This window comes from Enterobacter cloacae complex sp. BZL2005 (assembly GCF_049238885.1).
Taxonomy (GTDB): domain Bacteria; phylum Pseudomonadota; class Gammaproteobacteria; order Enterobacterales; family Enterobacteriaceae; genus Enterobacter; species Enterobacter roggenkampii.
The window spans coordinates 36,719-59,838 of the sequence record NZ_JBMKGI010000019.1 but is presented as its reverse complement, the minus strand read 5'-3'; the positions used below and the strand labels follow the sequence as shown (position 1 = coordinate 59,838).

The 23,120-nt window shown below is 54.9% G+C and carries 34 protein-coding genes and 1 pseudogene; 29 read left to right on the top strand and 6 right to left on the bottom strand.

Annotated features, from left to right (window positions below; genetic code table 11):
* Positions 1-107: 107 nt before the first annotated feature.
* The 3 genes and pseudogenes from ACOTXI_RS22075 to ACOTXI_RS22065 all read right to left on the bottom strand — a co-directional run.
* Positions 108-413: pseudogene (locus ACOTXI_RS22075) on the bottom strand (integrase arm-type DNA-binding domain-containing protein); the annotation flags it as partial.
* Positions 414-739: 326 nt separating this feature from the next.
* Positions 740-1,765, bottom strand: a complete 1,026-nt coding sequence (locus ACOTXI_RS22070) for a site-specific integrase (protein ID WP_103786899.1) — start codon at positions 1,763-1,765, stop codon at positions 740-742.
* A 1-nt stretch (position 1,766) separates the two neighbouring features.
* A complete protein-coding gene (locus ACOTXI_RS22065; RefSeq protein ID WP_103786898.1) occupies positions 1,767-2,399 on the bottom strand; it encodes a phage repressor protein CI in 633 nt (210 codons plus the stop codon).
* A 119-nt stretch (positions 2,400-2,518) separates the two neighbouring features.
* On the opposite strand from ACOTXI_RS22065, the gene ACOTXI_RS22060 reads away from it, so the two are divergent.
* The 12 genes from ACOTXI_RS22060 (at position 2,519) to ACOTXI_RS22005 (ending at position 9,545) form a co-directional block, all read left to right on the top strand.
* Positions 2,519-2,761 (top strand): Rha family transcriptional regulator, encoded by a 243-nt coding sequence (locus tag ACOTXI_RS22060; protein WP_103786897.1) that lies wholly within the window; start codon positions 2,519-2,521, stop codon positions 2,759-2,761.
* 32 nt (positions 2,762-2,793) lie between these two features.
* Entirely contained in the window at positions 2,794-3,303 is a 510-nt protein-coding gene (locus tag ACOTXI_RS22055) for a phage regulatory CII family protein (protein WP_103786896.1), read from the top strand.
* Positions 3,304-3,310: 7 nt separating this feature from the next.
* Positions 3,311-3,511, top strand: coding sequence for a phage filamentation protein Fil family protein (locus ACOTXI_RS22050; RefSeq protein ID WP_015386352.1), 201 nt, complete (start codon positions 3,311-3,313; stop codon positions 3,509-3,511).
* The gene (locus ACOTXI_RS22045; RefSeq protein ID WP_013098807.1) at positions 3,475-3,816 is read left to right on the top strand and encodes a DUF5347 domain-containing protein; all 342 of its coding nucleotides are present in this window, start codon (positions 3,475-3,477) and stop codon (positions 3,814-3,816) included. The genes ACOTXI_RS22050 and ACOTXI_RS22045 overlap by 37 nt, the downstream gene beginning before the upstream one ends.
* Before the next feature lie 67 nt (positions 3,817-3,883).
* On the top strand, positions 3,884-4,117 hold the full coding sequence (locus tag ACOTXI_RS22040) for a DUF2732 family protein (RefSeq protein WP_001744223.1): 234 nt from the start codon (positions 3,884-3,886) through the stop codon (positions 4,115-4,117).
* Positions 4,117-4,344: a TraR/DksA family transcriptional regulator gene (locus tag ACOTXI_RS22035; protein ID WP_421633965.1), complete on the top strand. Its 228-nt coding sequence runs from the start codon at positions 4,117-4,119 to the stop codon at positions 4,342-4,344. The genes ACOTXI_RS22040 and ACOTXI_RS22035 overlap by 1 nt, the downstream gene beginning before the upstream one ends.
* The gene (locus tag ACOTXI_RS22030) at positions 4,341-5,198 is read left to right on the top strand and encodes a DNA adenine methylase (protein ID WP_230964504.1); all 858 of its coding nucleotides are present in this window, start codon (positions 4,341-4,343) and stop codon (positions 5,196-5,198) included. The genes ACOTXI_RS22035 and ACOTXI_RS22030 overlap by 4 nt, the downstream gene beginning before the upstream one ends.
* Positions 5,195-7,603, top strand: a complete 2,409-nt coding sequence (locus ACOTXI_RS22025) for a replication endonuclease (protein ID WP_421633966.1) — start codon at positions 5,195-5,197, stop codon at positions 7,601-7,603. Before ACOTXI_RS22030 ends, ACOTXI_RS22025 begins: the two co-directional genes overlap by 4 nt.
* Before the next feature lie 161 nt (positions 7,604-7,764).
* Positions 7,765-7,953 carry a hypothetical protein gene (locus ACOTXI_RS22020; protein WP_048977490.1) on the top strand — a complete coding sequence of 63 codons (189 nt, stop codon included), beginning with the start codon at positions 7,765-7,767 and terminating at the stop codon, positions 7,951-7,953.
* A gap of 11 nt (positions 7,954-7,964) precedes the next feature.
* Positions 7,965-8,198: a DinI family protein gene (locus tag ACOTXI_RS22015; RefSeq protein WP_001217561.1), complete on the top strand. Its 234-nt coding sequence runs from the start codon at positions 7,965-7,967 to the stop codon at positions 8,196-8,198.
* 286 nt (positions 8,199-8,484) lie between these two features.
* The gene (locus ACOTXI_RS22010) at positions 8,485-8,703 is read left to right on the top strand and encodes a hypothetical protein (protein WP_032706396.1); all 219 of its coding nucleotides are present in this window, start codon (positions 8,485-8,487) and stop codon (positions 8,701-8,703) included.
* Positions 8,703-9,545 (top strand): hypothetical protein, encoded by an 843-nt coding sequence (locus ACOTXI_RS22005; protein ID WP_103786893.1) that lies wholly within the window; start codon positions 8,703-8,705, stop codon positions 9,543-9,545. The genes ACOTXI_RS22010 and ACOTXI_RS22005 overlap by 1 nt, the downstream gene beginning before the upstream one ends.
* Before the next feature lie 294 nt (positions 9,546-9,839).
* On the opposite strand, the gene ACOTXI_RS22000 is transcribed toward ACOTXI_RS22005, so the two are convergent.
* From ACOTXI_RS22000 to ACOTXI_RS21990, 3 genes are read right to left on the bottom strand one after another with little or no spacing between them, the layout of a single operon-like run.
* On the bottom strand, positions 9,840-10,895 hold the full coding sequence (locus ACOTXI_RS22000) for a phage portal protein (RefSeq protein WP_061068629.1): 1,056 nt from the start codon (positions 10,893-10,895) through the stop codon (positions 9,840-9,842).
* Entirely contained in the window at positions 10,892-11,575 is a 684-nt protein-coding gene (locus ACOTXI_RS21995) for a terminase large subunit domain-containing protein (RefSeq protein WP_230964503.1), read from the bottom strand. The genes ACOTXI_RS22000 and ACOTXI_RS21995 overlap by 4 nt, the downstream gene beginning before the upstream one ends.
* Before the next feature lie 23 nt (positions 11,576-11,598).
* On the bottom strand, positions 11,599-13,365 hold the full coding sequence (locus ACOTXI_RS21990) for a terminase ATPase subunit family protein (protein ID WP_103786891.1): 1,767 nt from the start codon (positions 13,363-13,365) through the stop codon (positions 11,599-11,601).
* A gap of 142 nt (positions 13,366-13,507) precedes the next feature.
* Between ACOTXI_RS21990 and ACOTXI_RS21985 the strand changes: the two genes are divergently transcribed.
* From ACOTXI_RS21985 to ACOTXI_RS21905, 17 genes are all read left to right on the top strand, one after another.
* Positions 13,508-14,341 carry a GPO family capsid scaffolding protein gene (locus tag ACOTXI_RS21985; RefSeq protein WP_024552864.1) on the top strand — a complete coding sequence of 278 codons (834 nt, stop codon included), beginning with the start codon at positions 13,508-13,510 and terminating at the stop codon, positions 14,339-14,341.
* A 16-nt stretch (positions 14,342-14,357) separates the two neighbouring features.
* Positions 14,358-15,419, top strand: coding sequence for a phage major capsid protein, P2 family (locus ACOTXI_RS21980; RefSeq protein WP_103786890.1), 1,062 nt, complete (start codon positions 14,358-14,360; stop codon positions 15,417-15,419).
* Between the two features lie 3 nt (positions 15,420-15,422).
* Positions 15,423-16,073, top strand: coding sequence for a terminase endonuclease subunit (locus ACOTXI_RS21975; protein WP_103786889.1), 651 nt, complete (start codon positions 15,423-15,425; stop codon positions 16,071-16,073).
* Between the two features lie 93 nt (positions 16,074-16,166).
* Positions 16,167-16,631: a head completion/stabilization protein gene (locus ACOTXI_RS21970; protein WP_103786888.1), complete on the top strand. Its 465-nt coding sequence runs from the start codon at positions 16,167-16,169 to the stop codon at positions 16,629-16,631.
* Positions 16,631-16,834: a tail protein X gene (locus tag ACOTXI_RS21965; protein WP_000868184.1), complete on the top strand. Its 204-nt coding sequence runs from the start codon at positions 16,631-16,633 to the stop codon at positions 16,832-16,834. Before ACOTXI_RS21970 ends, ACOTXI_RS21965 begins: the two co-directional genes overlap by 1 nt.
* A 3-nt stretch (positions 16,835-16,837) precedes the next feature.
* On the top strand, positions 16,838-17,053 hold the full coding sequence (locus ACOTXI_RS21960) for an HP1 family phage holin (RefSeq protein ID WP_000171565.1): 216 nt from the start codon (positions 16,838-16,840) through the stop codon (positions 17,051-17,053).
* Entirely contained in the window at positions 17,034-17,543 is a 510-nt protein-coding gene (locus tag ACOTXI_RS21955; protein WP_080154439.1) for a lysozyme, read from the top strand. Before ACOTXI_RS21960 ends, ACOTXI_RS21955 begins: the two co-directional genes overlap by 20 nt.
* Positions 17,544-17,547: 4 nt before the next feature.
* Positions 17,548-17,925 (top strand): DNZ54_00345 family protein, encoded by a 378-nt coding sequence (locus tag ACOTXI_RS21950; RefSeq protein WP_126287303.1) that lies wholly within the window; start codon positions 17,548-17,550, stop codon positions 17,923-17,925.
* Positions 17,922-18,350, top strand: coding sequence for an Rz-like lysis system protein LysB (gene lysB, locus ACOTXI_RS21945; protein ID WP_164928070.1), 429 nt, complete (start codon positions 17,922-17,924; stop codon positions 18,348-18,350). The genes ACOTXI_RS21950 and lysB overlap by 4 nt, the downstream gene beginning before the upstream one ends.
* A complete protein-coding gene (gene lysC / locus ACOTXI_RS21940) occupies positions 18,235-18,483 on the top strand; it encodes an Rz1-like lysis system protein LysC (protein ID WP_223151184.1) in 249 nt (82 codons plus the stop codon). The genes lysB and lysC overlap by 116 nt, the downstream gene beginning before the upstream one ends.
* A complete protein-coding gene (locus ACOTXI_RS21935; protein ID WP_103786887.1) occupies positions 18,446-18,877 on the top strand; it encodes a phage tail protein in 432 nt (143 codons plus the stop codon). The genes lysC and ACOTXI_RS21935 overlap by 38 nt, the downstream gene beginning before the upstream one ends.
* Positions 18,870-19,316, top strand: a complete 447-nt coding sequence (locus ACOTXI_RS21930; RefSeq protein WP_103786886.1) for a phage virion morphogenesis protein — start codon at positions 18,870-18,872, stop codon at positions 19,314-19,316. Before ACOTXI_RS21935 ends, ACOTXI_RS21930 begins: the two co-directional genes overlap by 8 nt.
* A 68-nt stretch (positions 19,317-19,384) precedes the next feature.
* Positions 19,385-19,963: a phage baseplate assembly protein V gene (locus ACOTXI_RS21925; RefSeq protein ID WP_103786885.1), complete on the top strand. Its 579-nt coding sequence runs from the start codon at positions 19,385-19,387 to the stop codon at positions 19,961-19,963.
* Positions 19,960-20,319 (top strand): GPW/gp25 family protein, encoded by a 360-nt coding sequence (locus ACOTXI_RS21920; protein ID WP_023306992.1) that lies wholly within the window; start codon positions 19,960-19,962, stop codon positions 20,317-20,319. Before ACOTXI_RS21925 ends, ACOTXI_RS21920 begins: the two co-directional genes overlap by 4 nt.
* The gene (locus ACOTXI_RS21915) at positions 20,306-21,214 is read left to right on the top strand and encodes a baseplate assembly protein (protein WP_103786884.1); all 909 of its coding nucleotides are present in this window, start codon (positions 20,306-20,308) and stop codon (positions 21,212-21,214) included. Before ACOTXI_RS21920 ends, ACOTXI_RS21915 begins: the two co-directional genes overlap by 14 nt.
* Complete coding sequence (locus ACOTXI_RS21910) at positions 21,207-21,812, top strand: phage tail protein I (RefSeq protein WP_102063550.1); 606 nt, start codon at positions 21,207-21,209, stop codon at positions 21,810-21,812. Before ACOTXI_RS21915 ends, ACOTXI_RS21910 begins: the two co-directional genes overlap by 8 nt.
* A complete protein-coding gene (locus ACOTXI_RS21905; protein WP_103786883.1) occupies positions 21,809-23,113 on the top strand; it encodes a phage tail protein in 1,305 nt (434 codons plus the stop codon). The genes ACOTXI_RS21910 and ACOTXI_RS21905 overlap by 4 nt, the downstream gene beginning before the upstream one ends.
* The last annotated feature ends 7 nt before the right edge of the window (positions 23,114-23,120 follow it).

Here is a 23,120-nt window from a genome sequence, read left to right as displayed (position 1 = left end):
CTGATGATCTGTTCGTCGGAAAAACGCTTCTTCATGGGGATGTCCTCATGTGGCTTATGAAGACATTACTAACATCGGGGTGTACTAATCAACGGGGAGCAGGTCATTAGGGCATTGGCTTTCTGGGTGTTATGAACTTGTGGGTCTATACCATTTGCAAGCAACGACAAGTATTCATCACGTAAAGCTCGTGCCTTAGCAAGTGTAAGATGAGGATAGGTTCCTAAGCTCACCTTAGTTCGCTTTTTGGTCACAGGCACTGCATATCTGAAATACCAATTTTTCTTCCCTCCCTTCGCCAGGGGAGCGATTCGCAGGAGCAAACCATCGCCGTCAAAAAGGTTAACCTCTTTCTCGGCAGGTTTGGTGCTTTTGATTTCAGTGTCAGTGAGCTTCTTAGCGATTTTTGCCATTTGGGACCCTCGATTTTTGGACCCTTCTTAGTGGGTCCTATTCAGGGTGCCATAACTCGTAGTTCTCAGCAATTCTCACTGGACGACAATAGACGTAAAAAAGCCCGCAGAGCTTGTGCTGTGCGGGCTTAGTAGACTTAATTGTACTTCAAACAACTAAAAAGTGGTGGAGCTGGCGGGAGTTGAACCCGCGTCCGAAATTTCTACATACCATTTTTACTGTAATGAAAACAGTGATTTACGTTTAAAAACAGAGTGTTAGTGTTATTTGGTGTTTGTGCGTTTTATGCCTTTTTAACGCTCTGCCGCCAAAGTGCCGCCATAAATTAGCGGTTCCAGTTGAGATTGTGAAGCGGGTTTTTGGTAACGGCATCTTCCAGGTGGTCGGGTGCAAAGTGTGCGTAAACCATCGTCATTTTAATATCGGCATGGCCTAGAATATCGCGCAGTACCAGTATGTTTCCGCCGTTCATCATAAAGTGGCTGGCGAATGTATGGCGCAGTACATGCGTGCACTGGCCTTCAGGCAAGTCGATACCCGCTCTTTTTACTGCGCGCTCAAAAGCTTTTCTGCAGGGCGTGAATAGCTTACCTCTGTTTTTGGGCAGATCGTCATACAGATCCTGAGATATCGGTACGGTTCGGTTTTTCTTGCCTTTGGTTTTGGTATAGGTGATCCGGTATTTAGATAACTGATGGCCCTGCAGGTTTTCGGCTTCACTCCACCGCGCGCCGGTGGCTAGGCATACCTTTGCGATCATTAATAGGCTGGGGCTTTGAGAATCAGCGCAGGCATCAAGCAGGCGTTTAATTTCGTCTTGGGCAAGGAACGCCAGTTCCCCCTCCGCGATTTTGAATGTTGGTAGCCCGGCGAGCGGGTTAGGCGCTGACCAGTGGCCCAGCTTTTTCAGGGTGCCAAAAACGGATGATAGGTTACGCTGTTCCAGGTTTACCGTGCGGGGCTTTACTGGCGACATCAGCGCGCCGTCTTCGTTACGTACTTCACCTTTTAATCGTGCTTCGCGATATTTTGTAAAGTCACCGGCGGTTAACTCAGAGGCGACGGGATCGCCCAGGCCATTGCAGATAATATTCAGTTTCGCCATTAGGCGCTTGGGGTCTGCGAGCGTCTGGCCGTAAAGGGAGTGCCACTGCTCTATCAATTCTGACAAACGCCGCCGATCTTCCTTTTCACCCAGCCACGGCTTTTTGTTCACTTCATCCATGGTGAAGTTTTCGAATGCTACAGCCTCGCCCTTTGTCGCAAATTGCTTGCGCACGCGCTTGCCGTCACGCCCGTTCGGGTAACACTCGCACAACCATTTTCCGTTCGGCTGTTTTCTGATGGTCATATCAAAGGCTCTTAATAATTTTCAATGCGCGGCCAACAACCTCGATATCATCCAAGCTGCACTCAAACGAAGAGTCATCTTGATGCACAACTAATCTGTTTCCCGGAAGGCGAGTTAGCTTAACAATGCTTTTTATCCCGTCGATATCGACCAACCACATCCCATTCACTGGTGGTGTCTGGTTACGGTCAACTAAATATGAATCGCCAGTGGTATTTACGAGAAGCAGCTCGTTTGAGTCAGGGGGAAGCAGGCTGCTATCAATGATGGCCTTCCCGGCTTCAACCAACGAACCTCCTACAAGGGTAGCCTTGTCGATCTCTGGCGATATAAGTTCAGAAAGAGGTTTTACCTTGCTGAAGTTCACGATATTGATACTTTTTTTATCATCAATTTTTGCTCCTGGTTCGCCTTGTCCTGTGGTTAGCCAGAGTAACGAAACGCCTGTTTCAAGAGCGCATTGGATCACCCATTCCGCAGGAAAGCTGTCCCTTAAGTATCTGTTTGCCATGGTGCTTTTAGATGCGCCTAGGTGATCGCATAGCTGCTGTCTGGACTTGAAATCATAGGCAGCCATCAACCTATGAATAGCATCTCTACCCCCTGTATTCTCCCCAGCTTTCACCTGTACCATTTTTTAATCCTATTGACGTATCAAATATTGGATCGTAGTATCTCGATTGTTCAAATATTGAATCACATAAAACAAGATAAAACGACATAAACCAAACCTTAACTGAGAGATACTGCACTATGAGCACTGATATTTCAATTCGTGTACCAAAAGAGATGGCTACGCCTGCGGAATTCGCCGAATGGGAAGGCGTTTCACGCGGCTCTGTTTATCAAAAAATCCACAATGGTCAGCTGGCTAAATACATGGTTAAAAAGGATAAAAACAAGGGCCGCGTAAGCCTGCGTTATCTTATGTACAAAACCGATCAGGTTCGCGAGTCCCTTGGTCATTCCAACTTTCGCGTTGTTGTTGGTCAGTGAGTTCAATTATGAGAACTTTCGAAGAGGCTCACATGTTTGATTATAAGATTTCCAAACATCCGCACTTTGACGACGCCTGCCGGGCTTTCGCACTACGTCACAACATGGCGAAGCTGGCGGAACGCGCCGGAATGAATGTCCAGACTCTGCGCAACAAGCTGAACCCGGACCAGCCACATCAACTGACGCCGCCGGAAATCTGGATGCTGACGGATATCACTGAGGACTCCACCCTGGTTGACGGTTTTCTGGCTCAGATTCACTGCCTGCCATGCGTACCGATGAACGAAGTGGCAAAAGAGAAGCTGCCGCATTACGTCATGAGCGCTACTGCTGAAATCGGACGTGTTGCTGCCGGTGCCGTATCGGGTGATGTGAAAACCACTGCAGGCCGCCGCGATGTTATCAGCAGCATAAACTCTGTTACTCGTCTGATGGCACTGGCTGCCGTTTCGATGCAGGCGCGTTTGCAAGCTAACCCGGCGATGGCAAGCGCGGTGGATACCGTGACGGGCCTCGGCGCTTCGTTCGGTCTGATCTGAGGTGGTTATGCTGACTAAAGAACCATCTTTCGCGTCACTTCTCATAAAGCAAAGCCCGGCAATGCACTACGGTCATGGCTGGATCATGGGGAAGGATGGCAAACGCTGGCACCCGTGCCGCTCTCAGGATGAACTGCTGGCTGACCTGTCCACAACCAAACAGGGGAAATCATGGCTATTGAAGGCGCTACGGCGACTGTTCCATTAAGCCCCGGTAAACGCCTGGACGGACTGAACCATATTGCGGAATTGAGGGCTAAAGTGTTTGGTCTGAATATTGAGCCGGAGCTTGAAAGGTTTATTAAAGATATGCGCGATCCACGCGACGTAAATAATAAACAGAATGAGCGGGCACTGGCAGCCATTTTTTATATGGCAAAAATTCCGGCAGAACGTCACGGCGTCAATATTAGTGATCTGACTACTGACGAAAAGCGGGAACTGGTGAAAGCAATGAATCATTTTCGTGCAGTGGTGAGCTTATTTCCAAAGCGGCTAACCATGCCGAATTAACCCACAACAGAAATTAATGGCGTAAACCCGCCGGGCTTCTTATTGCCCAAATTCAGGAGAAACAACGATGCGAAATATTGAAACCCGTACCACTAAAACCGGACCAGATGATGCTGGACTCAACCTGCTGCTGACTGAGGCACGCAAAGAAGAACGCCGTGGACGCGCAGATGTGATGGCTGCACGTCTGGACTCTTTGGCAGCCCGTATCGTGTCACGTCAGCTTAACCATACAGAAGCGGCTGAGTTGCTGCGTCAGGAAGCGGTGAAGATTCAGAACGAAGCGCAGGAGATCCACTGATGGCTGATTCTATGGACCTCGTACAGCAGAGCGTTGAAGAAGAACGCCAGCGCCACATCCACACCGCCCGCAATAAAACGTCGGGCGTTTCCAGAGTTCTCTGCATTGATTGCGATGCACCGATCCCGCCAGCACGCCGCCGCGCCATTCCGGGCGTGCAGTGCTGCGTCACCTGTCAGGAAATCGCAGAGCTGAAAGGCAAACACTACAATGGAGGTGCTGTATGAGCACCATCCTGAAATGGGCGGGAAATAAAACCGCCATCATGCCGGAACTGATTAAGCACCTTCCTGCTGGCCCGCGACTGGTTGAACCTTTCGCGGGTTCATGCGCTGTAATGATGGCGACAGACTATCCTCATTATCTTGTCGCGGATATTAATCCCGATCTTATCAATCTCTATAAAAAAATTGCCCTTGATTGTGAAGCTTTCATATCACGCGCAAAAAATATTTTTGCGATTGCGAATAGAGAAGTGGCTTATTACAACATTAGGCATGAATTTAATCATTCCTCTGAAATTACTGATTTCATGAAAGCAGTATATTTCCTTTATCTGAATCGTCATGGTTATCGTGGGCTGTGCCGCTATAACTTGAGCGGTCATTTTAATGTCCCTTACGGTAATTATAAAAATCCGTATTTTCCTGAAAATGAGATACGCGCTTTTGCAGAAAAGGCTCAACGCGCAACGTTTATCTGTGCCAGCTATGACGAAACACTGGCGCTGCTGCGGACGGGTGATGTTGTTTATTGTGACCCACCATACGATGGCACGTTTACCGCTTATCACACTGCCGGTTTTACGGAGGACGATCAGTATCATCTGGCGTCTATTCTTGAACGCCGGTCATCAGAAGGTCACCCGGTTATCGTGTCCAACAGCGACACGTCCCTGGCCCGTTCGCTTTATCGTAATTTTACCCGCCATCGCATCACTGCAAAGCGCAGCATGGGCGTGGCTGCCGGTGATAGTAAGTCCGCAGCAGAAATAATCGCCGTTTCAGGAGCAACACGCTTTAATCGGGTTTATTCCACCCACGGGGATGTGTGCTCGGTTATTTTAGAGGTGCGGGCGTGACGGTAGGCAAGTTCGCGTCCCACAATGTAGCAACCACCGGCGGCTCGAATGAGGCCGCCGTGGCCTTTCCATGGAATAACCCAAAAAAAGCGGTTAATCCATATCTGGACCCGGCGGAAGTTGCGCCGGAGTCTGCGCTTTCAAACCTGATCGCTCTTTACGCTGCGGATAACGAGCAGGAGCAGCTGCGCCGTGAGGCGCTGAGCGATGAGGTCTGGGAACGCTATTTCTTCAATGAATCCCGTGATCCTGTCCAGCGCGAAATGGAGCAGGACCGGCTGATTAGTCGTGCCAAAATGGCGCGCGAGCAGCAGCGTTTTAATCCCGATCTGGTCATTCTGGCTGACGTTAACGCCATGCCGTCCCATATCAGCAAGCCTCTGCTGGAGCGGATTAAATATTTCCATAGTCTGGGCAGAGAAAAAGCCTATTCCCGCTACCTGCGCGAAACCATCAGGCCGTGTCTTGAGCGGCTGGAGCGCGTGCGTGACAGTCAGGTATCTGCCTCTTTCCGGTTCATGGCGAGTCATGACGGGCTGGAGGGGCTGCTGGTACTGCCTGAAATGAATCAGGATCAGGTCAAGCGCCTTTCCACGCTGGTTGCGGCACATATGAGTATGTGTCTCGATGCGGCCTGCGGTGATCTGTTTGTCAGCGATGATGTAAAACCAGAAGAAATCCGCCAGGCATGGGAAAGGGTTGCTGCAGAAGCCATGCGCCTTGAGGTCATCCCGCCAGCGTTTGAGCAGCTACGCCGCAAAAAGCACCGCCGCAAGCCGGTGCCTTATGAACTTATCCCATCGTCGCTGGCGCGTATGCTGTGCGCGGACTGGTGGTATCGAAAATTGTGGCAGATGCGTTGCGAGTGGCGGGAGGAACAGCTGCGTGCCGTCTGCCTGGTCAACAAAAAAGCATCCCCGTATGTCAGCTATGAAGCCGTGATCCACAAACGCGAGCAGCGCCGCAAATCGCTGGAGTTCTTCCGCTCGCATGAGCTGGTCAACGAAGACGGTGACACGCTGGACATGGAAGACGTGGTGAACGCCAGCAACAGCAACCCGGCACACTGCCGCAACGAAATGATGGCCTGCGTCAAAGGGCTGGAGCTGATAGCGGAAATGCGCGGAGACTGCGCGGTGTTTTATACCATCACCTGCCCGTCACGCTTCCACGCAACCCTCAACAACGGCAGACCTAATCCGAAATGGACCAGCGCTACCGTCCGGCAGAGCAGTGACTATCTGGTTGATACGTTCGCCGCTTTCCGCAAGTCCATGCACAAGGCGGGTCTGCGCTGGTATGGCGTCCGCGTGGCAGAGCCGCACCATGACGGCACCGTGCACTGGCATCTGCTGTGCTTCATGCGCAAAAAAGACCGCCGTTCCATCACTGCGATGCTGCGCAAGTTTGCCATCCGTGAAGACCGCGAGGAGCTGGGCACCAATACCGGGCCGCGCTTCAAGTCCGAGCTAATCAACCCGCGCAAGGGCACGCCGACCAGCTACATCGCCAAATACATCAGCAAGAACATCGACGGGCGCGGGCTGGCTAAAGAAATCAGCAAAGAAACCGGCAGATCACTGCGAGACAGCGCCGAGCATGTCAGCGCCTGGGCGTCACTGCATCGTGTCCAGCAGTTCCGTTTCTTTGGTATTCCGGGACGTCAGGCATACCGAGAGCTGCGCTTGCTGGCTGGTCAGGCGGCGAGAGTGCAGGGCGAACGCAAAGCTGGCGCACCGGTACTGGATAACCCGCGTCTGGATGCGGTACTGGCGGCTGCAGATGCGGGCTGCTTTGCCACCTACATCATGAAGCAGGGCGGTGTACTGGTTCCCCGCAAACATCACCTTGTCCGCACGGCATACGAGCTTAACGACGAGCCGAGCGCCTACGGCGATCACGGTATTCGTATCTATGGCATCTGGTCCCCGATTGCAGAGGGCAAGATTTGCACGCACGCGGTGAAGTGGAAAAAGGTTCGTAAGGCCGTTGACGTTCAGGAGGCGGCAGCCGACCAGGGCGCTTGCGCCCCTTGGACTCGTGGCAATAACTGTCCCCCTATTGAAAATCTGAACAAATCAGGGGGTGATTTACCCGATATAAAAACCATGGATGAGAAGGAGCTGCAGGAATATCTCCACAGCATGGGCCAGAAGGAACGGCGGGAGCTGACAGCCAGGTTAAGGCTGGTAAAACCGAAGCGGAAAAAAGCATATAAACAGTCTATTTCTGATCAGCAGCGCCTGCAGCTTGAGGCAGAACTGAGTTCCAGAGGGTTCGATGTTAGCGAGTCAGAGATTGACCTGCTTCTGCGCGGCAGCAGTATTCCGTCAGGTGCCGGGCTGCGTATTTTTTACCGAAACCACCGTCTGCAGGAAGATGACAAATGGCGTCAGTGGTACTGATGCCGCATTTTTAACAATTCTTGCTCTTATTGATCCGCATCAGAGCGATCTAATTGACAGCTAAAAAACGTTTTACATTCACCAAATCCTACTATACTGTATTTATAACCAGTGGATATACATACAGTTATTGTGTGTCCGTAGTAGTGATAGGAGGGAAAATGCAGGATTATCTTTTGGAGTCGTTGAAACTCCAGCGCATTGATTTTTTTATCAAGCTTGTAGCGGCTAGTGAGTGTAGCGACGAAGAAAAGCGGCTGGCTATCCAGTGGGTGTCCGAAATGACCGACGAGCTGATGGCGAAAATCCGCAGCCATGAATACTGCCGGTCAATGGACGTCACCAGTTAAGGGGGATCTGTATGCGCATTGAAATAATGATCGATAAAGAGCAGAAGATTAGCCAGGCTACACTGGACGCCCTTGAATCCGAGCTTTACCGTAATTTGCGCCCTCTGTATCCCAAAACAGCAATTCGTATCCGTAAGGGCAGCGCCAACGGCGTTGAGCTGAGCGGGTTAAAGCTGGATGAAGACAAAAAGCGAGTGATGGAAATAATGCAGCAGGTCTGGGAGGACGACAGCTGGTTACATTAGCGAACGTTGCGGACGATAAAACTGGTTTTTACCGTCCGCAAGGTTGAACAACGAGCCACGCGAGGCGTTAGAAATTGTCTTGGTTAGTGCCTACTTCTCATAAGAGGCACTATATATGCTAAATGCAGCGGTTTAAGGCAGAAACATCTTGCGCGATTAGGGGCAATGAACTTAAGTTAAGTAACGCAACCAACAGTTAAAACGGTTGTCTTAGTTATAAGGAATTTGCTGTTGTGGTTGCTGGTGACGAAGTGTACACTTCCGCGCCATATAAGAAGGAGGGGTTATGTCAAGTATCGCCGCATTGAGGCTGGGTAATCCAGTTGAACGTTTGGCACGGGTTCTGAAAGAGAACCAGGACAAGCTCAATCTGAGTAAAGATGGTTTTGTGTCCGTAGATTTGTCCAATGAAGAAGCTATGAAAGCCATCAGAGATCAGATGGATAAGCTTGAAGGCATCAAAACGAGCACTGTCAAAGCAAAACATTATTACAGAACCCGATAATGGCAACATTACTTTTAGCAGTGATTTTGGTTAGTGGTTTTATATATGTAAACCTATCACTTTCAACGCGTTATAGATATAAGCGTTCCAATGGCTGGGACGCTTATTTTTTTGTGGCTGCATGGGGAATTGTCTTTTTCCTCGCTGGCGGCTTTCTTACCTTCGCTCTTAACATCAGTGGTGGGTTTCGCTGGCTTTCCAATGCGCTGAATCTGACTCCAGACAGCTTTAACGGGATGTTATCCACCACAACGGATAAGCCGCAGCGCATCAATGAAATTAAGCAGATCGCGTGGGTTGTGATTTCAATAGTTCTGGCGGCTCTGTTCGGTTGGCTAAACAAACGGCGTACTTCGAAGGGTGATCGCCGTTGGGATGCACTGGCAAAGGCTGTGGGAAACAATGCCTTTGAGTCGCTACTCATGGAAGCATCAGCGCGTCAATTCCCTATCATCGCTACACTTTCATCACGCAAAATCTATGTAGGGCTGGTGACTTGTCCGGCGCTGGAAAATGGATTGTCTGAACACCTTGAAATTCTCCCCATGCTGAGCGGATATCGTTACAAAGACGACCTAACGATAAATATCACGACAAACTACCATCAGCACTATCTTGAAAGCGGCGTCATTAGTGGAATGTCGCGCCTGAATATTCAGGATTTCCGTGTGCTGATCCCTAAAGATGAAGTTGAAACTATCTCGTTTTTTGACACTGAAACGTATAACAAATTTAAAGAAGACGAAGCGCGCGACAGAAAAGACTGCCGCAAGTTGGGTGGTAAAAAGCCATCAACACGCAGGAGAAGGCCCGCTGGCGACGCAGAGCAGGGTAGTGCATGACTATGCTGCATGAATCCGCATGATCGTTTGAGGATCGTTTTTGCTGAGGCCCGCCAGGAATGGCGGGCTTTTGCTTATGTCATGCAGGTGCATGAAAACCACTACACAAAGCGGGCAGGCGTGGCGGGGATACGAGCGCGCGCAACGGGGTGAAATGGTGAAAATCCGGCGCAACCTCCGGCACGCTGGCGGCTTCAATCGGTGAGGGTGAGGGAGCGGCAGCAAAAAAGAAGCGCCCCGCAGAATGCTGCTGGGGCGCTGTGAGAGGTGGTCTTGTTGTCGTGGTGCGGTGGGTCAGTCGTTGCGCTTGTCTTCTGTCAGTCCCAGCGTGTACGGCTCAAAGCGGATCACTTCTTCGCCCAGCCAGTCGTTAAGCTCCTGCAGTCGCTTCTGCAGCGGCATCAGCTCGTTGCGGACAAAGACGCGGCTGGCCTTTTCCACATCACCAAAGCCGCCGGTATTGTTGGGAATAATGCCCATCATCTGCGGCGGTACGCGGTGCGCTGCCATCATGTCATCGCGGCTCACGTTCTTGATGTTCAGAAACTCATCTTTCGCCGCAACCTCCGATAACGGGATGATCTGGATACCGTCCTTTTTACCGTTGGGCGAATACATAAACAGGTTGCGGAAGTTGCCCGGCCCTTTGGCGCTTTTCATTGCCTGGCGGATATTGTTCACGTCCTCCTGATTCTGTGCTGCGTCGGTCATGTACATGATGAAACCCGCATGGCTGCCGTTGATGTAATACTTCCGGCGGAACAGCGTTGCGGACTCGTTGAGCAGGGTTGACGGGATGGCGGAGAGATAGCCGGGCAGCCCGTAAATCTCCTGGTTAATATCCGGCTCCAGCAGATGAAAGATGTTGCCCTGCGTAAATTCATAGGGCTGCGTGGTCAGGCCATATTGCACAAACCAGTAGGTGTCGAGGTCCACGCCGCGCCGTGTGTACTTCGCCAGTGCTGGCTCCAGCGAGAGAACGCCGCCGAGCCGGTTAGTGCGCTTTTCCAGATAGGCGTTGCCGAACACCAGATAGTCCTGGACGAAACGGGCAAAAGCCTGCTGGCTGAGCAGGCGGTGCGGGATGTAGGTACTGCTGAGAATGTCACGCTTAACGGCAATCGGTGAGCTGTGATGCACGGCGGCGCGATAGGTCCGCGCCAGTCCGTCAAAGCTCACCGGCGGCTCATACCAGCGGTCCATCTGCACGCATTCCACATAGTCCAGTAATTCGCGTCGGTCTAACACCGGCACCGGGTCGCCAAAGCTGAACGCCTCCGCCGCAGCGCCGCCTGATTTAACGTTGTGATCTACCGCTGCGCGGTTATTCTTGTTTTTACGTTTGCTCATGCCGCCTGCTCCTTGTCAGCCTGGGGCCATTCGCACATAAACAGCATTCTCCAGTCCTCTGCTGATAATTCTTTTTTCATGTCATTCAGCCATTCATCATCAAAGAGCGTTGCCCCGGATGCTGCAGCGTCATCAGCGGTAAAGGTCATGCTGGTTGTGCTGTTGCGGGCAATCAGCTTCTTGTATTCCTGCCATGCTTCCGGGTTCGGGCTTGGGGTGGTGTAGTAGGTAGCGTGATAGCGCGCGTGCATGGACAGGCTTTTGGCGAGCGCAATCATATTTTTCGGGGAGTCAGCCCTGGCATACTCTGACACGTAGACGTTTCCATGGAGCGCGGCGGCGAGGCTTTTCGGCCCGATAAAATAAATGACTGCACCGTTTGGTAGTTCCAGATGAGCTTTACCTGATTTTATTTTCCCAAGATTTGTCCAGGCTGCGGCCTCACTTAAAAAAGCTGACATGTAGGTTTTGACGGTCAGGGCTGATGCCGGAGTGCAGCCCAGAAAAATCTGGTTCCGTCCGGTATGCAGTGCATCGTTCAGGGCTTTGTAGGCGAAAAAGAAATCCGCGCCAGCCTGACGCATTTTTGTTAGCACGCGGTTTCTGCTGCGTGCGCCACTGTTCCATTCATGCTGGTAAGCAAAGAAAGGGCGATCAACAGGCAGGCTGGCGGTGGTCATGAGGTTAGTTGGGGTTGAGTGCATCAGAAAATCTCCACAATGTTGCTGGTATTGGCGGCTTCGCCCTGCAGCGGTTCGTTAAACAGTGCGTGCATCGTTGCCCAGGCCAAATCTGCGTGGCTGGCTTCTTCGCTGCGGCTGGCTTCATAGGTTGGGCGGTTGCCGCTGGCGGTGGTGGCCCGGCGGATAGCCATAAAGGACTGCGCAATGTCGGTGTGTCCCGCGTCAAACTCCAGACGGCGGTGGCTGATAATGTCGTATGCCTTAAGCACCAGGGCATTTTTGACGTTGGGGTTGTAGACAAACTCTCGCACGGCAGGAAAGAACGCTTTCACGTTCTCGTAGACACCGTGACCGACGCCGGTCGAGTCGATGCCGATATAGGTCACGTTGTACTGCTGCGTCAGCTTTTTGATAGCGTCAGCCTGGGCGCGGAAGTCCATCCCGCGCCACTGGTGCCGCTCAAGAATGCGGAACTTGCCGCCCGGCACGGTTGGCGGTGCCACCACCACGCACCCGGCGCTGTCACCGTTCTGCGTGCCTTTCGCCGGGTCGTATCCGATCCAGACTTCGCGCCAGCCAAACGGGCGCAGCGCCAGCGCCTGAAAATCTGCCCATACTTCCCAGCTGTCCACCATGCACGCCTGCAGCTCGCTGAGCGGGAACACTGACGCCAGATCGTCTATAAATTCGCACATCAGCAGGTTCTGGTATTCGTCCGGGCTGTACTCCATGCGCAGCTGGTCCAGGTCGAACAGATTACAACCGCCGCGCACCGCATCCTCCACGGTGACGATCTGGCGATACTGTCCGTCCGGGCAGAGCACGCCGCGCGCAAGGTTGTTATGGGTCAGGTCAATATCCACCTTGTCCGCTTTGGCGCGGCCCCGGTTGAACAGTCCGCCGGACCAGAACGGATAGGCGCTGTGGGTCAGGCTGGACGGCGTGGAGAAGTAGGTTTGTCGCCATTTCTTGTGAATGGCCATACCGGAGGCAACCTTGCGCAGCTCCTGGAATTTCGGTATCCAGAAATATTCATCAAGGTACAGGTTGCCGTGGTAGCTCTGCGCTGTGCGGGCGTTGGTGCCGAGGAAGTACAGGCACGCGCCGTTGCTCAGCGTCATCGGGTCGCCTTTCAGCTCAACATCCACCTCTTTTGCAAAGTCGATGATGTACTGCTTAAAGACGTGCGCCTGCGCCTTACTGGCTGAGAGGAAAATCTGGTTACGCCCTGTGGTGATGGCGTCAATCAGCGCTTCGCGGGCAAAAAAGTATGTTGCCCCGATCTGGCGTGATTTAAGCAGGTTGCGAATGCGGTGTTTTACGCCTGCCTGCCACCAGTGGCGTTGATATTCAAACATGCCGTTGCGGAAGATTTCTTCCAGCTTTTCGGTCTGTTCGTCGGTGAAAACATTCTTTTCGGGCTGGCGGCGTGGCCCTTTATTACGGTTGGCAACGTTCGGGTTTAAGTCCGCTTCGTTCCCGCCATCGTTAAATTTACCGATCCGGGCGTGGCGCTCTGACTGGCGCGCCAGCAGGTCAATTTCCTTGAAGTCTTTCCCTTCCTTCTGCTCCTTCATGATGAGCTGGCAGTAACGTGCGGCGGTGGTGAGCTGCATCTGATCCAGCGGCCCATAGTCGCCCCATTTGTCGCGCTTCTTCCAGCTGTGAACGGTTGCAACTTTCTCGCCCAGCATTTCAGCAATGCGGGCTACGCGGTATCCCTGAAAGTACAGCAGCATTGCCTGCCGACGGGGATCGAGGTCTGCGGGGGTCAGTATCGTGTTCATGGCCCAAACATACGGCCTTGCCTGACGGCTTTCCCCGGCTGCGGTTTGTGTGGTTTACCGTACAAGTGCCGCGCGTTGTTTCACTCCCCCCATCACCGCAAACATAAGGCTCCAGTAAGTTATTTCTAACGGAGCACGGCTCATGACAGTGAAAGCAAAGCGTTTCCGTATTGGGGTGGAAGGTGCCACCACTGACGGGCGCGAAATCCAGCGTGAATGGCTGGTACAGATGGCTGCCAGCTACAACCCGACGGTCTATACAGCGCTGATTAATCTTGAGCACATCAAGTCTTATCTGCCGGACAGCACCTTTAACCGCTACGGCAGGGTGACGGGGCTGGTTGCAGAAGAAATCAAGGACGGGCCGCTGGCGGGCAAGATGGCGCTTTATGCCGATATCGAACCCACGGACGCCCTGGTGGAACTGGTGAAGAAAGGCCAGAAGCTTTTCACCTCCATGGAGGTCAGCACGAAGTTTGCCGACACCGGCAAAGCCTACCTTGTGGGGCTGGGTGCAACGGACGATCCGGCGAGCCTTGGCACCGAAATGCTGGCATTCAGCGCCAGCGCCGCGCATAACCCGCTGGCGAACCGTAAGCAGAACCCTGAAAACCTGTTTTCGGAAGCGGTTGAAACGCTGATCGAACTGGAAGAAGCCCAGGACGAAAAGCCGTCCCTCTTTGCCCGCGTCACCGCGCTGTTCACCAAAAAAGAGCAGACCGATGAGGCGCGTTTCTCCGACGTGCATAAAGCTGTGGAACTGGTCGCCACCGAGCAGCAGAACCTGAGCGAGCGCACGGATAAATCCCTGACCGAACAGGACAAGCGCCTTTCTGAGCTGGAGTCCTCCCTGCAGGAACAGCAGGCCGCCTTTGCCGAACTTGAGCAGAAGCTGAGCAGCGAAGACAGCCGTAAAGACTACCGCCAGCGCGCGCCGGGCGGTGACGCACCGGCAGGCACCCTGACCAATTGCTGATGGAGCATAAAACCCGATGAAAAAGAAAACCCGCTTTGCCTTTAACGCTTACCTGCAGCAGCTGGCGCGCCTGAACGGTGTGGAGGTGGAAGAACTCTCCAGTAAGTTCACCGTGGAGCCGTCCGTGCAGCAGACGCTGGAAGACCAGATCCAGCAGTCCGCCGCTTTCCTGACACTGGTTAACATCACGCCGGTCACTGAGCAGTCCGGGCAGTTGCTGGGGCTGGGCGTTGGCAGCACCATTGCCGGAACCACCGATACCACCACCAAAGAGCGAGAGCCTACCGATCCGACGCTGATGGAAGACGTGGAATACAAATGCGAGCAGACCAACTTTGATACGGTACTGACCTACCCAAAACTGGACCTGTGGGCGAAATTCCAGGATTTCCAGGTGCGTATCCGCAACGCCATCGTCAAGCGTCAGGCGCTGGACCGCATCATGATCGGCTTTAACGGCGTGAAGCGCGCCAAAACCTCCAATCGTGCTGAAAACCCGCTGCTGCAGGACGTCAATAAAGGCTGGCTGCAGAAAATCCGCGAAGACGCGCCGGATCACGTCATGGGCAGCACAACAAAAGACGGCGCAACAACTGCAGGCGCGGTCAAGGTGGGTAAGGGGGGCGACTATGCCAACCTGGACGCCGTGGTGATGGATGCCGTCAACGAGCTGATCGACGCGGTTTATCAGGATGATGACGATCTGGTTGTCGTCTGTGGACGTGAACTGCTGTCTGACAAGTATTTCCCGCTGGTCAACAAAGAGCAGGACAACAGCGAGAAAATCGCCGCCGATCTGATCATCAGCCAGAAACGTATGGGTGGCCTGCAGGCAGTGCGCGCGCCTTACTTCCCGGCAAATGCCCTGCTGATCACCCGTCTGGATAACCTGTCCATCTACTGGCAGGAAGACACACGCCGCCGTTCTGTTATCGACAACCCGAAACGTGACCGGATTGAAAACTTTGAATCCGTCAACGAGGCGTATGTGGTCGAGGACTACCGCTGCGCGGCGCTGGTAGAAAACATCGAAATCGGTGATTTCAGCGCGCCTGCCGCACCGGAAGGTGGGGAATAACGCATGAGCCTGAGTCCCGCACGGCAGCACCGCCTGCGCATTCAGGCCGAACAGGCCGCCCGTGAGGGCGGCAGTGTTCGCCATGCGTCGGGCTATGACCTGATGCTGCTGCAGCTGGCAGAAGACCGCCGCCGCCTTAAGGGCGTCCAGTCCACGGTGAAAAAGGCGGAAATCAAGGTAGAGCTGCTGCCGAAATATTCCGCCTGGGCGGAGGGCGTGCTGGCTGCCGGAGGTGCGCAGCAGGATGACGTGCTGATGTACGTGATGCTGTGGCGTATCGACGCCGGTGATTATGCCGGTGCGCTGGAAATCGGGCGTCATGCGCTCCGCCATGGCTGGGTGATGCCGCTGGGCAACCGTAACGTGCAGACAGTGCTGGCAGAAGAAATGGCAGACGCGGCGCAAAGCGCCCTGCTTGCCGCTGCTGGTTTTGATGCCGTTCTGCTCCAGCAGACGCTGGACCTGACAACCGATCTGGATATGCCGGACCAGTCGCGGGCGCGCCTGCATAAAGCCATCGGTTCTGTACTGAGCGAAAGCAACCCGGCATCTGCCCTGAATCACCTTACCCATGCGCTGCAGCTCGATCCTCGCTGCGGTGTAAAAAAAGAAAAACAGCAGCTGGAGCGCAGACTGCGCAATGACAGCCGCTAAAGAACGTGCCCCGCGCACGGGCGGCACGGGGTGGCGAAAGGCACTGCCACATCAAAACCCCGTCCACCGCCCACTTATTCAGGAGAAAGCCGCATGAAGTTTGTTGCGCCAGAACAGGCACCGGAACAGGCGGAGGTCATCAAAAATACGCCGTTCTGGCCTGATGTGGACCTGTCGGAGTTTCGCAGTGTGATGCGCACTGACGGCACGGTGACGCAGCCGCGTTTAAAGCAGGTCGTGCTGACGGCTATTTCTGAGGTTAACGCTGAGCTGTTCGACTTCCGCAACCGTCAGCAGATGCTGGGCTGGCGGACACTTGCTGAGGTTCCCGCAGAAATGCTGGACGGCAAAAGCGAGCGTATCCAGCACTACCACAACGCTGTTTTTTGCTGGGCGCGCGCCGTGCTCAATGAGCGTTATCAGGACTATGACGCCACAGCGTCAGGCATGAAGCGAGGGGAGGAGCTGGCGGAGGCCAGCGGCGATCTGTGGCGTGATGCCCGATGGGCTATCAGCCGGGTGCAGGATGCACCGCACTGTACGGTGGAGCTTATCTGATGAAAGTGCGTGCGCATCAGTATGACACGGTGGACGCGCTTTGCTGGCGTCATTACGGGCGCACGCAGGGTGTCACTGAGCAGGTTCTGCAGGCAAATCCGGGGCTGGCTGAGTACGGCCCATTTTTACCGCACGGGCTGCAGGTGGAGCTGCCGGACATTACGGCGTCAACCACGGCGCAGACCGTCCAGCTATGGGACTGAATTATGACGCTTGAACGAATCAGCGCCTTTATCACTTACTGCATCGCCGTGCTGCTGGCATGGCTGGGCGATCTGTCGCTCAAGGATGCGTCAACGGTTGGCGGCGTACTGATTGGTGTGCTGATGCTGGCTATCAACTGGTACTACAAACACCAGTCTTTCAAATTGTTACGTGGCGGCAAGATTTCGAGGGGGGAATATGAATCCTTCAATCGTTAAGCGCTGCCTTGTCGGGGCGGTGCTGGCTATCGCCGCCACGCTGCCCGGTTTCCAGTCGCTTCATACCTCCGTTGAGGGGCTGAAACTGATCGCCGATTACGAGGGATGCCGCCTGCAGCCTTATCAGTGCAGCGCGGGCGTGTGGACAGACGGGATCGGCAATACGTCCGGAGTGGTGCCGGGCAAAACCATCACGGAGCGGCAGGCGGCGCAGGGGCTTATCACCAACGTGCTGCGCGTGGAGCGGGCGCTGGATAAATGTGTAGTGCAGCCTATGCCGCAAAAGGTCTATGACGCGGTGGTGTCGTTTGCTTTCAACGTGGGCACTGGCAACGCCTGCAGCTCCACGCTGGTTAAGTTGCTGAATCAGCGGCGCTGGGCGGATGCCTGCCATCAGCTGTCGCGCTGGGTATATGTCAAAGGTGTTTTTAATCAGGGGCTGGACAACCGCCGCGCGCGGGAAATGGCCTGGTGCTTAAAAGGAGCATAACGGAATGAAAAAGAAAGTCATGAGCGTTTTTTTCCAGCTGGCATGGGCTGCGCTGTTGGTTATCAGCCTGCTGTATCCGCGCAGCGGTGCGCCGGTTCTGGTTGGTGCGTCTGTCTGGGTGTCATGCTTCCTCGCCTGGCTGCTCGCTGCGCTGTGCGCTGTCGGGTGGTTCGCCGGAGATCGTGTGCGCGATGAGGTCAGGGCGGCACTGCTGAAATTCAGGGCGCACCCCGTAAAACCCGTGCGTACATGGGTAATCAGGCTGCTTATTGTTCTGTGCCTGGCGTTTTCGGGATGGGTGATCACCCTGGTGTTTTACCTGCTGACGCTGGTTTTGTATCAGATTGCCCGCGCGCAGCTTCATGAGCCGATGGCGGCCTGATGCGTGCACTGGCGGTAGTGCTGGCGCTGGCACTTGCGGCGCTGGGCTGGCAGTCGTGGCGGCTTAACAATGCCAGCCACACCATCGAAACGCAGGGCGCGGCGCTGAAAAGCAAAACGCAGGAGCTGACGAAGAAAAACAGCCAGCTGATCGGCCTGTCCATTCTGACCGAAACCAACAGCCGGGAGCAGACGCGGCTTTATGCAGCAGCGGAACAGACCACCGCACTTCTGCGCAGCCGCCAGCACCGGATCGAGGAACTGAAACGTGAAAACGAGGATTTGCGCCGCTGGGCTGACACTCCTTTGCCTGCTGACATTATCCGGCTGCGGGAGCGTCCGGCCCTCGCCGGAGGTGCAGCTTACCGTGAGTGGCTGTCCCAGAGTGACGCAGTGCCGCCTGGAAAGGTCAGCGCCGCGCAGTAACGGCGATCTGAATGCGGTGCTGGATGAAACCGAGGCCGCCTGGGCGGTCTGTGCTGACAAAGTGGACACGATTATTGCGTGTCAGGAGCGAGACAGTGAACAAACCGCAGTCCTTACGCAGCGCCCTGAATAAAGCGGTTGCTTATGTCCGCGACAACCCGGACAAGCTGCACCTTTTCGTTGATAACGGCTCACTGGTGGCAACCGGTGCCAGCTCCATGTCATGGGAATACCGCTACACCCTGAACGTGGTGATCGAGGATTTCAGCGGCGACCAGAATCTACTGATGGCTCCTGTGCTGCTGTGGCTAAGTGACAACCAGCCGGACGCCATCAACAACCCGGATCTGCGCGAAAAACTGTTCACCTTTGAAGTGGATATTCTGCGCAACGATGTGTGCGATATCAGCATGAACCTGCAACTGACTGAGCGCGTGCTGGTCAGCACTGACGGCAGCGTGTCAAGCGTTGAAGCGGTGCCGGAGCCGGACGAACCCGAAGAAATGTGGACGGTGAAACGTGGATGAACTGCAGAGGGTGGATGACTGGCTGACGGCACTGCTGGCGAATCTGGAGCCTGCTGCACGCAGCCGTATGATGCGGCAGCTGGCGCAACAGCTGCGCCGGACGCAGCAGCAGAACATCAGGCTGCAGCGTAATCCTGACGGCAGCGGCTATGAGCCGCGCCGGGTGACTGCCCGCAGCAAGAAGGGACGCATCAAACGTCAGATGTTTGCAAGGCTTCGCACCACAAAATACCTGAAAACCACCGCCAGTGCGGACTCCGCCAGCGTGCAGTTTGATGGCAAGGTGCAGCGCATTGCCCGTGTTCACCATTACGGCCTGCGGGATCGCGTCAGCCGAAAAGGCCCGGAGGCCCGCTACGCAGAGCGCCGACTGCTGGGCGTGAATGAAGAAGTGGAAACCGTCACCCGTGACACCCTGCTGCGCTGGCTGGCGGGGTGATCTTTGTGCCACCGCTGGTACAAGCGCCCGCACTGCCTCCCTTTTCCCTCTGATGGCAACCTTTCGTTATGAATGCACAACTGACCGAAATCATGCGCCTTATCACCAACCTGATCCGCACCGGCACCGTGACCGAAGTGGACCGGGAAAACTGGCTGTGCCGGGTGAGAGTGGGCGAGCTTGAAACCAACTGGATTAACTGGCTGACACTGCGTGCCGGTGGTGCCCGTACATGGTGGTGCCCGTCGCCGGATGAGCAGGTGGTGGTGCTGAGCATGGGCGGCAATCTGGAAACTGCTTTTGCGTTGCCTGCCATCTACTCCAATCAGTTTGCGCCGCCGTCGGATTCCGTGGACGGTTGCGTGACGGAGTACCCGGACGGGGGCTGGTTTGAGTATGAACCCGCCACCGGGCGGTGGCATGTCCGGGGTATCAAATCCATGGTGATCGAGGCGGCGGACAATATCACTCTCAAAACCGGTGAGTTTGTGGTGGAGGCTGACACCACGCGCATTAACAGCGAGATGGTGATCAATGGCGGCGTCACCCAGGGCGGCGGCGCGATGAGTTCCAACGGGATCGTGGTGGATAAACACGGTCACATCGGCGTTAAGTCCGGCGGCGATACGTCAGGAGGACCGGTATGACGCTGTATATCGGCATGAGCCAGGGCAACGGCAAGGCCATTACTGATACTGACCATCTGCGCCAGTCAGTGCGGGATATTCTGCTGACTCCCCAGGGCAGCCGGATCGCCCGCCGGGAATATGGTTCCCTGCTGTCCGCCCTGATTGACCAGCCGCAGAACCCGGCGCTACGCCTGCAGGTCATGTCTGCGGTCTATGTGGCGCTGAGTCGCTGGGAGCCACGGCTTACGCTGGATTCCATCACCATCAGCAGCAATTTTGACGGCTCCATGGTGGTTGAGCTTACCGGGCAGCGCAATAACGGCGCGCCGGTTTCCCTTTCGGTATCAACAGGAGCAGACAATGGCAGTGATTGACCTTTCCCAGCTGCCCGCGCCGCAAATAGTGGACGTGCCGGATTTTGAGTCGCTGCTGGCTGAGCGCAAGGCCGCCTTTGTGGCCCTTTACCCGGCAAATGAACAGGAGGCTGTTATGCGAACATTAGCACTGGAATCTGAACCCGTCACCAAACAGCTACAGGAAAGCACCTACCGTGAAATCCTTTTGCGCCAGCGCATTAACGAGGCCGCGCAGGCGGTCATGGTGGCATATGCCATCGGCGGCGATCTCGATCAGCTGGCAGCCAACTACAACGTAAAACGCCTGACGGTAACGCCTGCCGATAACGACGCGGTGCCGCCGGTTGCTGCCGTCATGGAAAGCGATGATGCGCTGCGCCTGCGTGTTCCGGCTGCGTTTGAGGGGTTGTCCGTTGCGGGGCCGACGGCGGCCTATGAGTTTCACGCTAAAAGCGCGGACGGGCGGGTGGCAGACGCCAGCGCAACCAGTCCGGCACCGGCGGAGGTGGTGCTGACCGTGCTGAGTCGTGAGGGTGACGGTACGGCAGGGGCTGATCTGCTGGCGGTGGTGGAGCAGGCGCTTAACAGCGAGAACGTGCGCCCGGTGGCAGACCGCCTGACGGTGCGCAGCGCCGAAATAATCCCGTACAGCGTGGATGCAACGATTTTTCTTTATCCGGGGCCGGAAGCTGAGCCGGTGATGGCGGCAGCAAAAGCCAGCCTGCAGAAGTACATCGCCAGCCAGACGCGGCTGGGCCGTGATATCCGCCGTAGCGCCATTTATGCCGCGCTGCACGTTGAGGGCGTCCAGCGTGTGGAGCTGGCCTCCCCGCTGGATGATGTGGTGCTGGATAAGACGCAGGCGGCGTCCTGTACGGAATGGAGCGTAACCAACGGGGGCACGGATGAATAGCCTGCTGCCGCCAGGTTCATCGCCGCTTGAGCGCCGACTGGCGCAGACCTGCAGCGGGATTTCCGATCTGCAGGTGCCGCTGCGCGATTTATGGAACCCGGCAACGTGTCCGGTCAGCTTTTTGCCGTATCTGGCGTGGGCGTTTTCCGTTGACCGCTGGGACGAAAGCTGGACGGAGAGCGTCAAGCGCCGTGTGGTGCAGGATGCTTTCTATATCCATCAGCACAAGGGGACAACCAGCGCCGTGCGGCGCGTGGTGGAGCCGTTTGGTTTTCTGATCCGCATCATTGAATGGTGGCAGACCGGCGAGACGCCGGGCACGTTTCGCCTGGACATTGGCGTGCAGGACCAGGGCATAACAGAAGAAACCTATCTGGAACTGGAGCGCCTGATCGGTGATGCCAAACCATGCAGCCGTCATCTGGTTGGTATGTCCATCAACCTGCAGACAGGCGGCCCGTATTTTGTGGGTGCAGCCACCTACACCGGCGAAGAAATCACGATCTACCCGTATATCAATGAAACCATTATTTCCGGCGGCACCGCATATGAGGGCGGGGCGGTCCATGTTATTGACACAATGAGAGTGAACCCATGAGCGCAAAATTTTATACCCTGCTGACGGATATCGGCGCGGCGAAACTGGCAAGCGCCGCCGCACTCGGTGTCCCGTTGAAAATTACCCATATGGCGGTGGGCAGCGGTGGCGGTGTGCTGCCCACACCTAACGCGCAACAGACCGCATTAGTTGCTGAGGAACGCCGTGCAGCGCTGAATATGCTGTATATCGACCCGCAGAACAGCAGCCAGATTATTGCTGAGCAGGTGATCCCCGAAAACGAGGGCGGGTGGTGGATTCGTGAGGTTGGTTTGTTCGACGAAACAGGTGCGCTGATTGCTGTGGGCAACTGCCCTGAGAGCTACAAGCCGCAGCTGGCGGAGGGGAGTGGGCGTACGCAGACAGTGCGCATGGTGCTGATTACCAGCAGCACCGACAATATCACCCTGAAAATTGACCCGGCAGTGGTGCTGGCAACCCGCAAGTATGTGGATGACAAGGTGCTGGAGCTTAAGGTGTATGTGGATGACCTGATGGCGGAACATCTTGCCGCAGCAGACCCTCATACTCAGTATGCGCCAAAAGAAAGTCCAGTGCTGACGGGTACACCGAAAGCGCCAACCGCGCCGGCAGGAACCAATACGACACAAATTGCCAGCACAGCGTTTGTGCAGGCGGTGGTCACTGCGCTAAATAACGCGCTGGCGCTGAAAGCACCGCTTGCAAGCCCGGCAATGACCGGAACTCCTACAGCTCCCACCGCTGCGCAAACGGTGAACAACACGCAGATTGCAACTACTGCTTTTGTGAAATCAGCTATTGCGGCACTGGTGGCATCATCCCCGGCGGCGCTGGACACGCTGAATGAACTGGCTGCAGCGTTGGGTAATGATCCTAACTTTGCCACCACCATGACAAATGCGCTGGCAGGCAAACAGCCACTGGATGCCACGCTGACAAGTCTCAGTGGCAAAAATATTTCAGAACTTCTCCAATACCTTGGTTTGGGCGATATCGCCAAAGCAGGGGTAGGTAAAGGCGTAGCTTCTGACAACGGATTTTTCACCGTCCCCGTGCTAATTGCAGGAGTAAAAACTGAATTTTATGTCCAGTGGGGGAAGGCGACTGTTAGCAATAGCACCGGAGTAATCACATTGCCGGTTGCCTTTCCTAATAAGCGGTTATTAGTGTTAGCGAATGACATTACGGAGTCTGCAACCTCCGTGGTTACCTTTGGGATAAATACAGATGCCAGTAAATCTTCATTTACATTCTTTTCTGCGATTGGTTCTAGTGCATCTAATGCCGGTCAGTTTGCTTGGCTAGCGATTGGTTATTGAGGGTAAC

Excerpts from the sequence above, each read along its gene's own strand:
- ACOTXI_RS21920 (WP_023306992.1), top strand. The coding sequence starts at position 19,960 with ATGACGCTGTATATCGGCATGAGCCAGGGCAACGGCAAGGCCATTACT.
- ACOTXI_RS21975 (WP_103786889.1), top strand. The coding sequence starts at position 15,423 with ATGAGCCTGAGTCCCGCACGGCAGCACCGCCTGCGCATTCAGGCCGAA.
- ACOTXI_RS21910 (WP_102063550.1), top strand. The coding sequence starts at position 21,207 with ATGAATAGCCTGCTGCCGCCAGGTTCATCGCCGCTTGAGCGCCGACTG.
- ACOTXI_RS22020 (WP_048977490.1), top strand. The coding sequence starts at position 7,765 with ATGCAGGATTATCTTTTGGAGTCGTTGAAACTCCAGCGCATTGATTTT.
- ACOTXI_RS21915 (WP_103786884.1), top strand. The coding sequence starts at position 20,306 with ATGGCAGTGATTGACCTTTCCCAGCTGCCCGCGCCGCAAATAGTGGAC.
- ACOTXI_RS22045 (WP_013098807.1), top strand. The coding sequence starts at position 3,475 with ATGGCTATTGAAGGCGCTACGGCGACTGTTCCATTAAGCCCCGGTAAA.
- ACOTXI_RS22040 (WP_001744223.1), top strand. The coding sequence starts at position 3,884 with ATGCGAAATATTGAAACCCGTACCACTAAAACCGGACCAGATGATGCT.
- ACOTXI_RS22015 (WP_001217561.1), top strand. The coding sequence starts at position 7,965 with ATGCGCATTGAAATAATGATCGATAAAGAGCAGAAGATTAGCCAGGCT.
- ACOTXI_RS21955 (WP_080154439.1), top strand. The coding sequence starts at position 17,034 with ATGAATCCTTCAATCGTTAAGCGCTGCCTTGTCGGGGCGGTGCTGGCT.
- ACOTXI_RS22000 (WP_061068629.1), bottom strand. The coding sequence starts at position 10,895 with ATGAGCAAACGTAAAAACAAGAATAACCGCGCAGCGGTAGATCACAAC.
- ACOTXI_RS22005 (WP_103786893.1), top strand. The coding sequence starts at position 8,703 with ATGGCAACATTACTTTTAGCAGTGATTTTGGTTAGTGGTTTTATATAT.
- ACOTXI_RS21980 (WP_103786890.1), top strand. The coding sequence starts at position 14,358 with ATGAAAAAGAAAACCCGCTTTGCCTTTAACGCTTACCTGCAGCAGCTG.
- ACOTXI_RS21925 (WP_103786885.1), top strand. The coding sequence starts at position 19,385 with ATGAATGCACAACTGACCGAAATCATGCGCCTTATCACCAACCTGATC.
- ACOTXI_RS22065 (WP_103786898.1), bottom strand. The coding sequence starts at position 2,399 with ATGGTACAGGTGAAAGCTGGGGAGAATACAGGGGGTAGAGATGCTATT.
- ACOTXI_RS22010 (WP_032706396.1), top strand. The coding sequence starts at position 8,485 with ATGTCAAGTATCGCCGCATTGAGGCTGGGTAATCCAGTTGAACGTTTG.
- ACOTXI_RS21990 (WP_103786891.1), bottom strand. The coding sequence starts at position 13,365 with ATGAACACGATACTGACCCCCGCAGACCTCGATCCCCGTCGGCAGGCA.
- ACOTXI_RS21995 (WP_230964503.1), bottom strand. The coding sequence starts at position 11,575 with ATGACCACCGCCAGCCTGCCTGTTGATCGCCCTTTCTTTGCTTACCAG.
- ACOTXI_RS22030 (WP_230964504.1), top strand. The coding sequence starts at position 4,341 with ATGAGCACCATCCTGAAATGGGCGGGAAATAAAACCGCCATCATGCCG.
- ACOTXI_RS21950 (WP_126287303.1), top strand. The coding sequence starts at position 17,548 with ATGAAAAAGAAAGTCATGAGCGTTTTTTTCCAGCTGGCATGGGCTGCG.
- ACOTXI_RS21965 (WP_000868184.1), top strand. The coding sequence starts at position 16,631 with ATGAAAGTGCGTGCGCATCAGTATGACACGGTGGACGCGCTTTGCTGG.
- ACOTXI_RS21985 (WP_024552864.1), top strand. The coding sequence starts at position 13,508 with ATGACAGTGAAAGCAAAGCGTTTCCGTATTGGGGTGGAAGGTGCCACC.
- ACOTXI_RS22070 (WP_103786899.1), bottom strand. The coding sequence starts at position 1,765 with ATGACCATCAGAAAACAGCCGAACGGAAAATGGTTGTGCGAGTGTTAC.
- ACOTXI_RS22035 (WP_421633965.1), top strand. The coding sequence starts at position 4,117 with ATGGCTGATTCTATGGACCTCGTACAGCAGAGCGTTGAAGAAGAACGC.
- ACOTXI_RS21905 (WP_103786883.1), top strand. The coding sequence starts at position 21,809 with ATGAGCGCAAAATTTTATACCCTGCTGACGGATATCGGCGCGGCGAAA.
- ACOTXI_RS22050 (WP_015386352.1), top strand. The coding sequence starts at position 3,311 with ATGCTGACTAAAGAACCATCTTTCGCGTCACTTCTCATAAAGCAAAGC.
- ACOTXI_RS21960 (WP_000171565.1), top strand. The coding sequence starts at position 16,838 with ATGACGCTTGAACGAATCAGCGCCTTTATCACTTACTGCATCGCCGTG.
- ACOTXI_RS21970 (WP_103786888.1), top strand. The coding sequence starts at position 16,167 with ATGAAGTTTGTTGCGCCAGAACAGGCACCGGAACAGGCGGAGGTCATC.
- ACOTXI_RS22060 (WP_103786897.1), top strand. The coding sequence starts at position 2,519 with ATGAGCACTGATATTTCAATTCGTGTACCAAAAGAGATGGCTACGCCT.
- ACOTXI_RS22055 (WP_103786896.1), top strand. The coding sequence starts at position 2,794 with ATGTTTGATTATAAGATTTCCAAACATCCGCACTTTGACGACGCCTGC.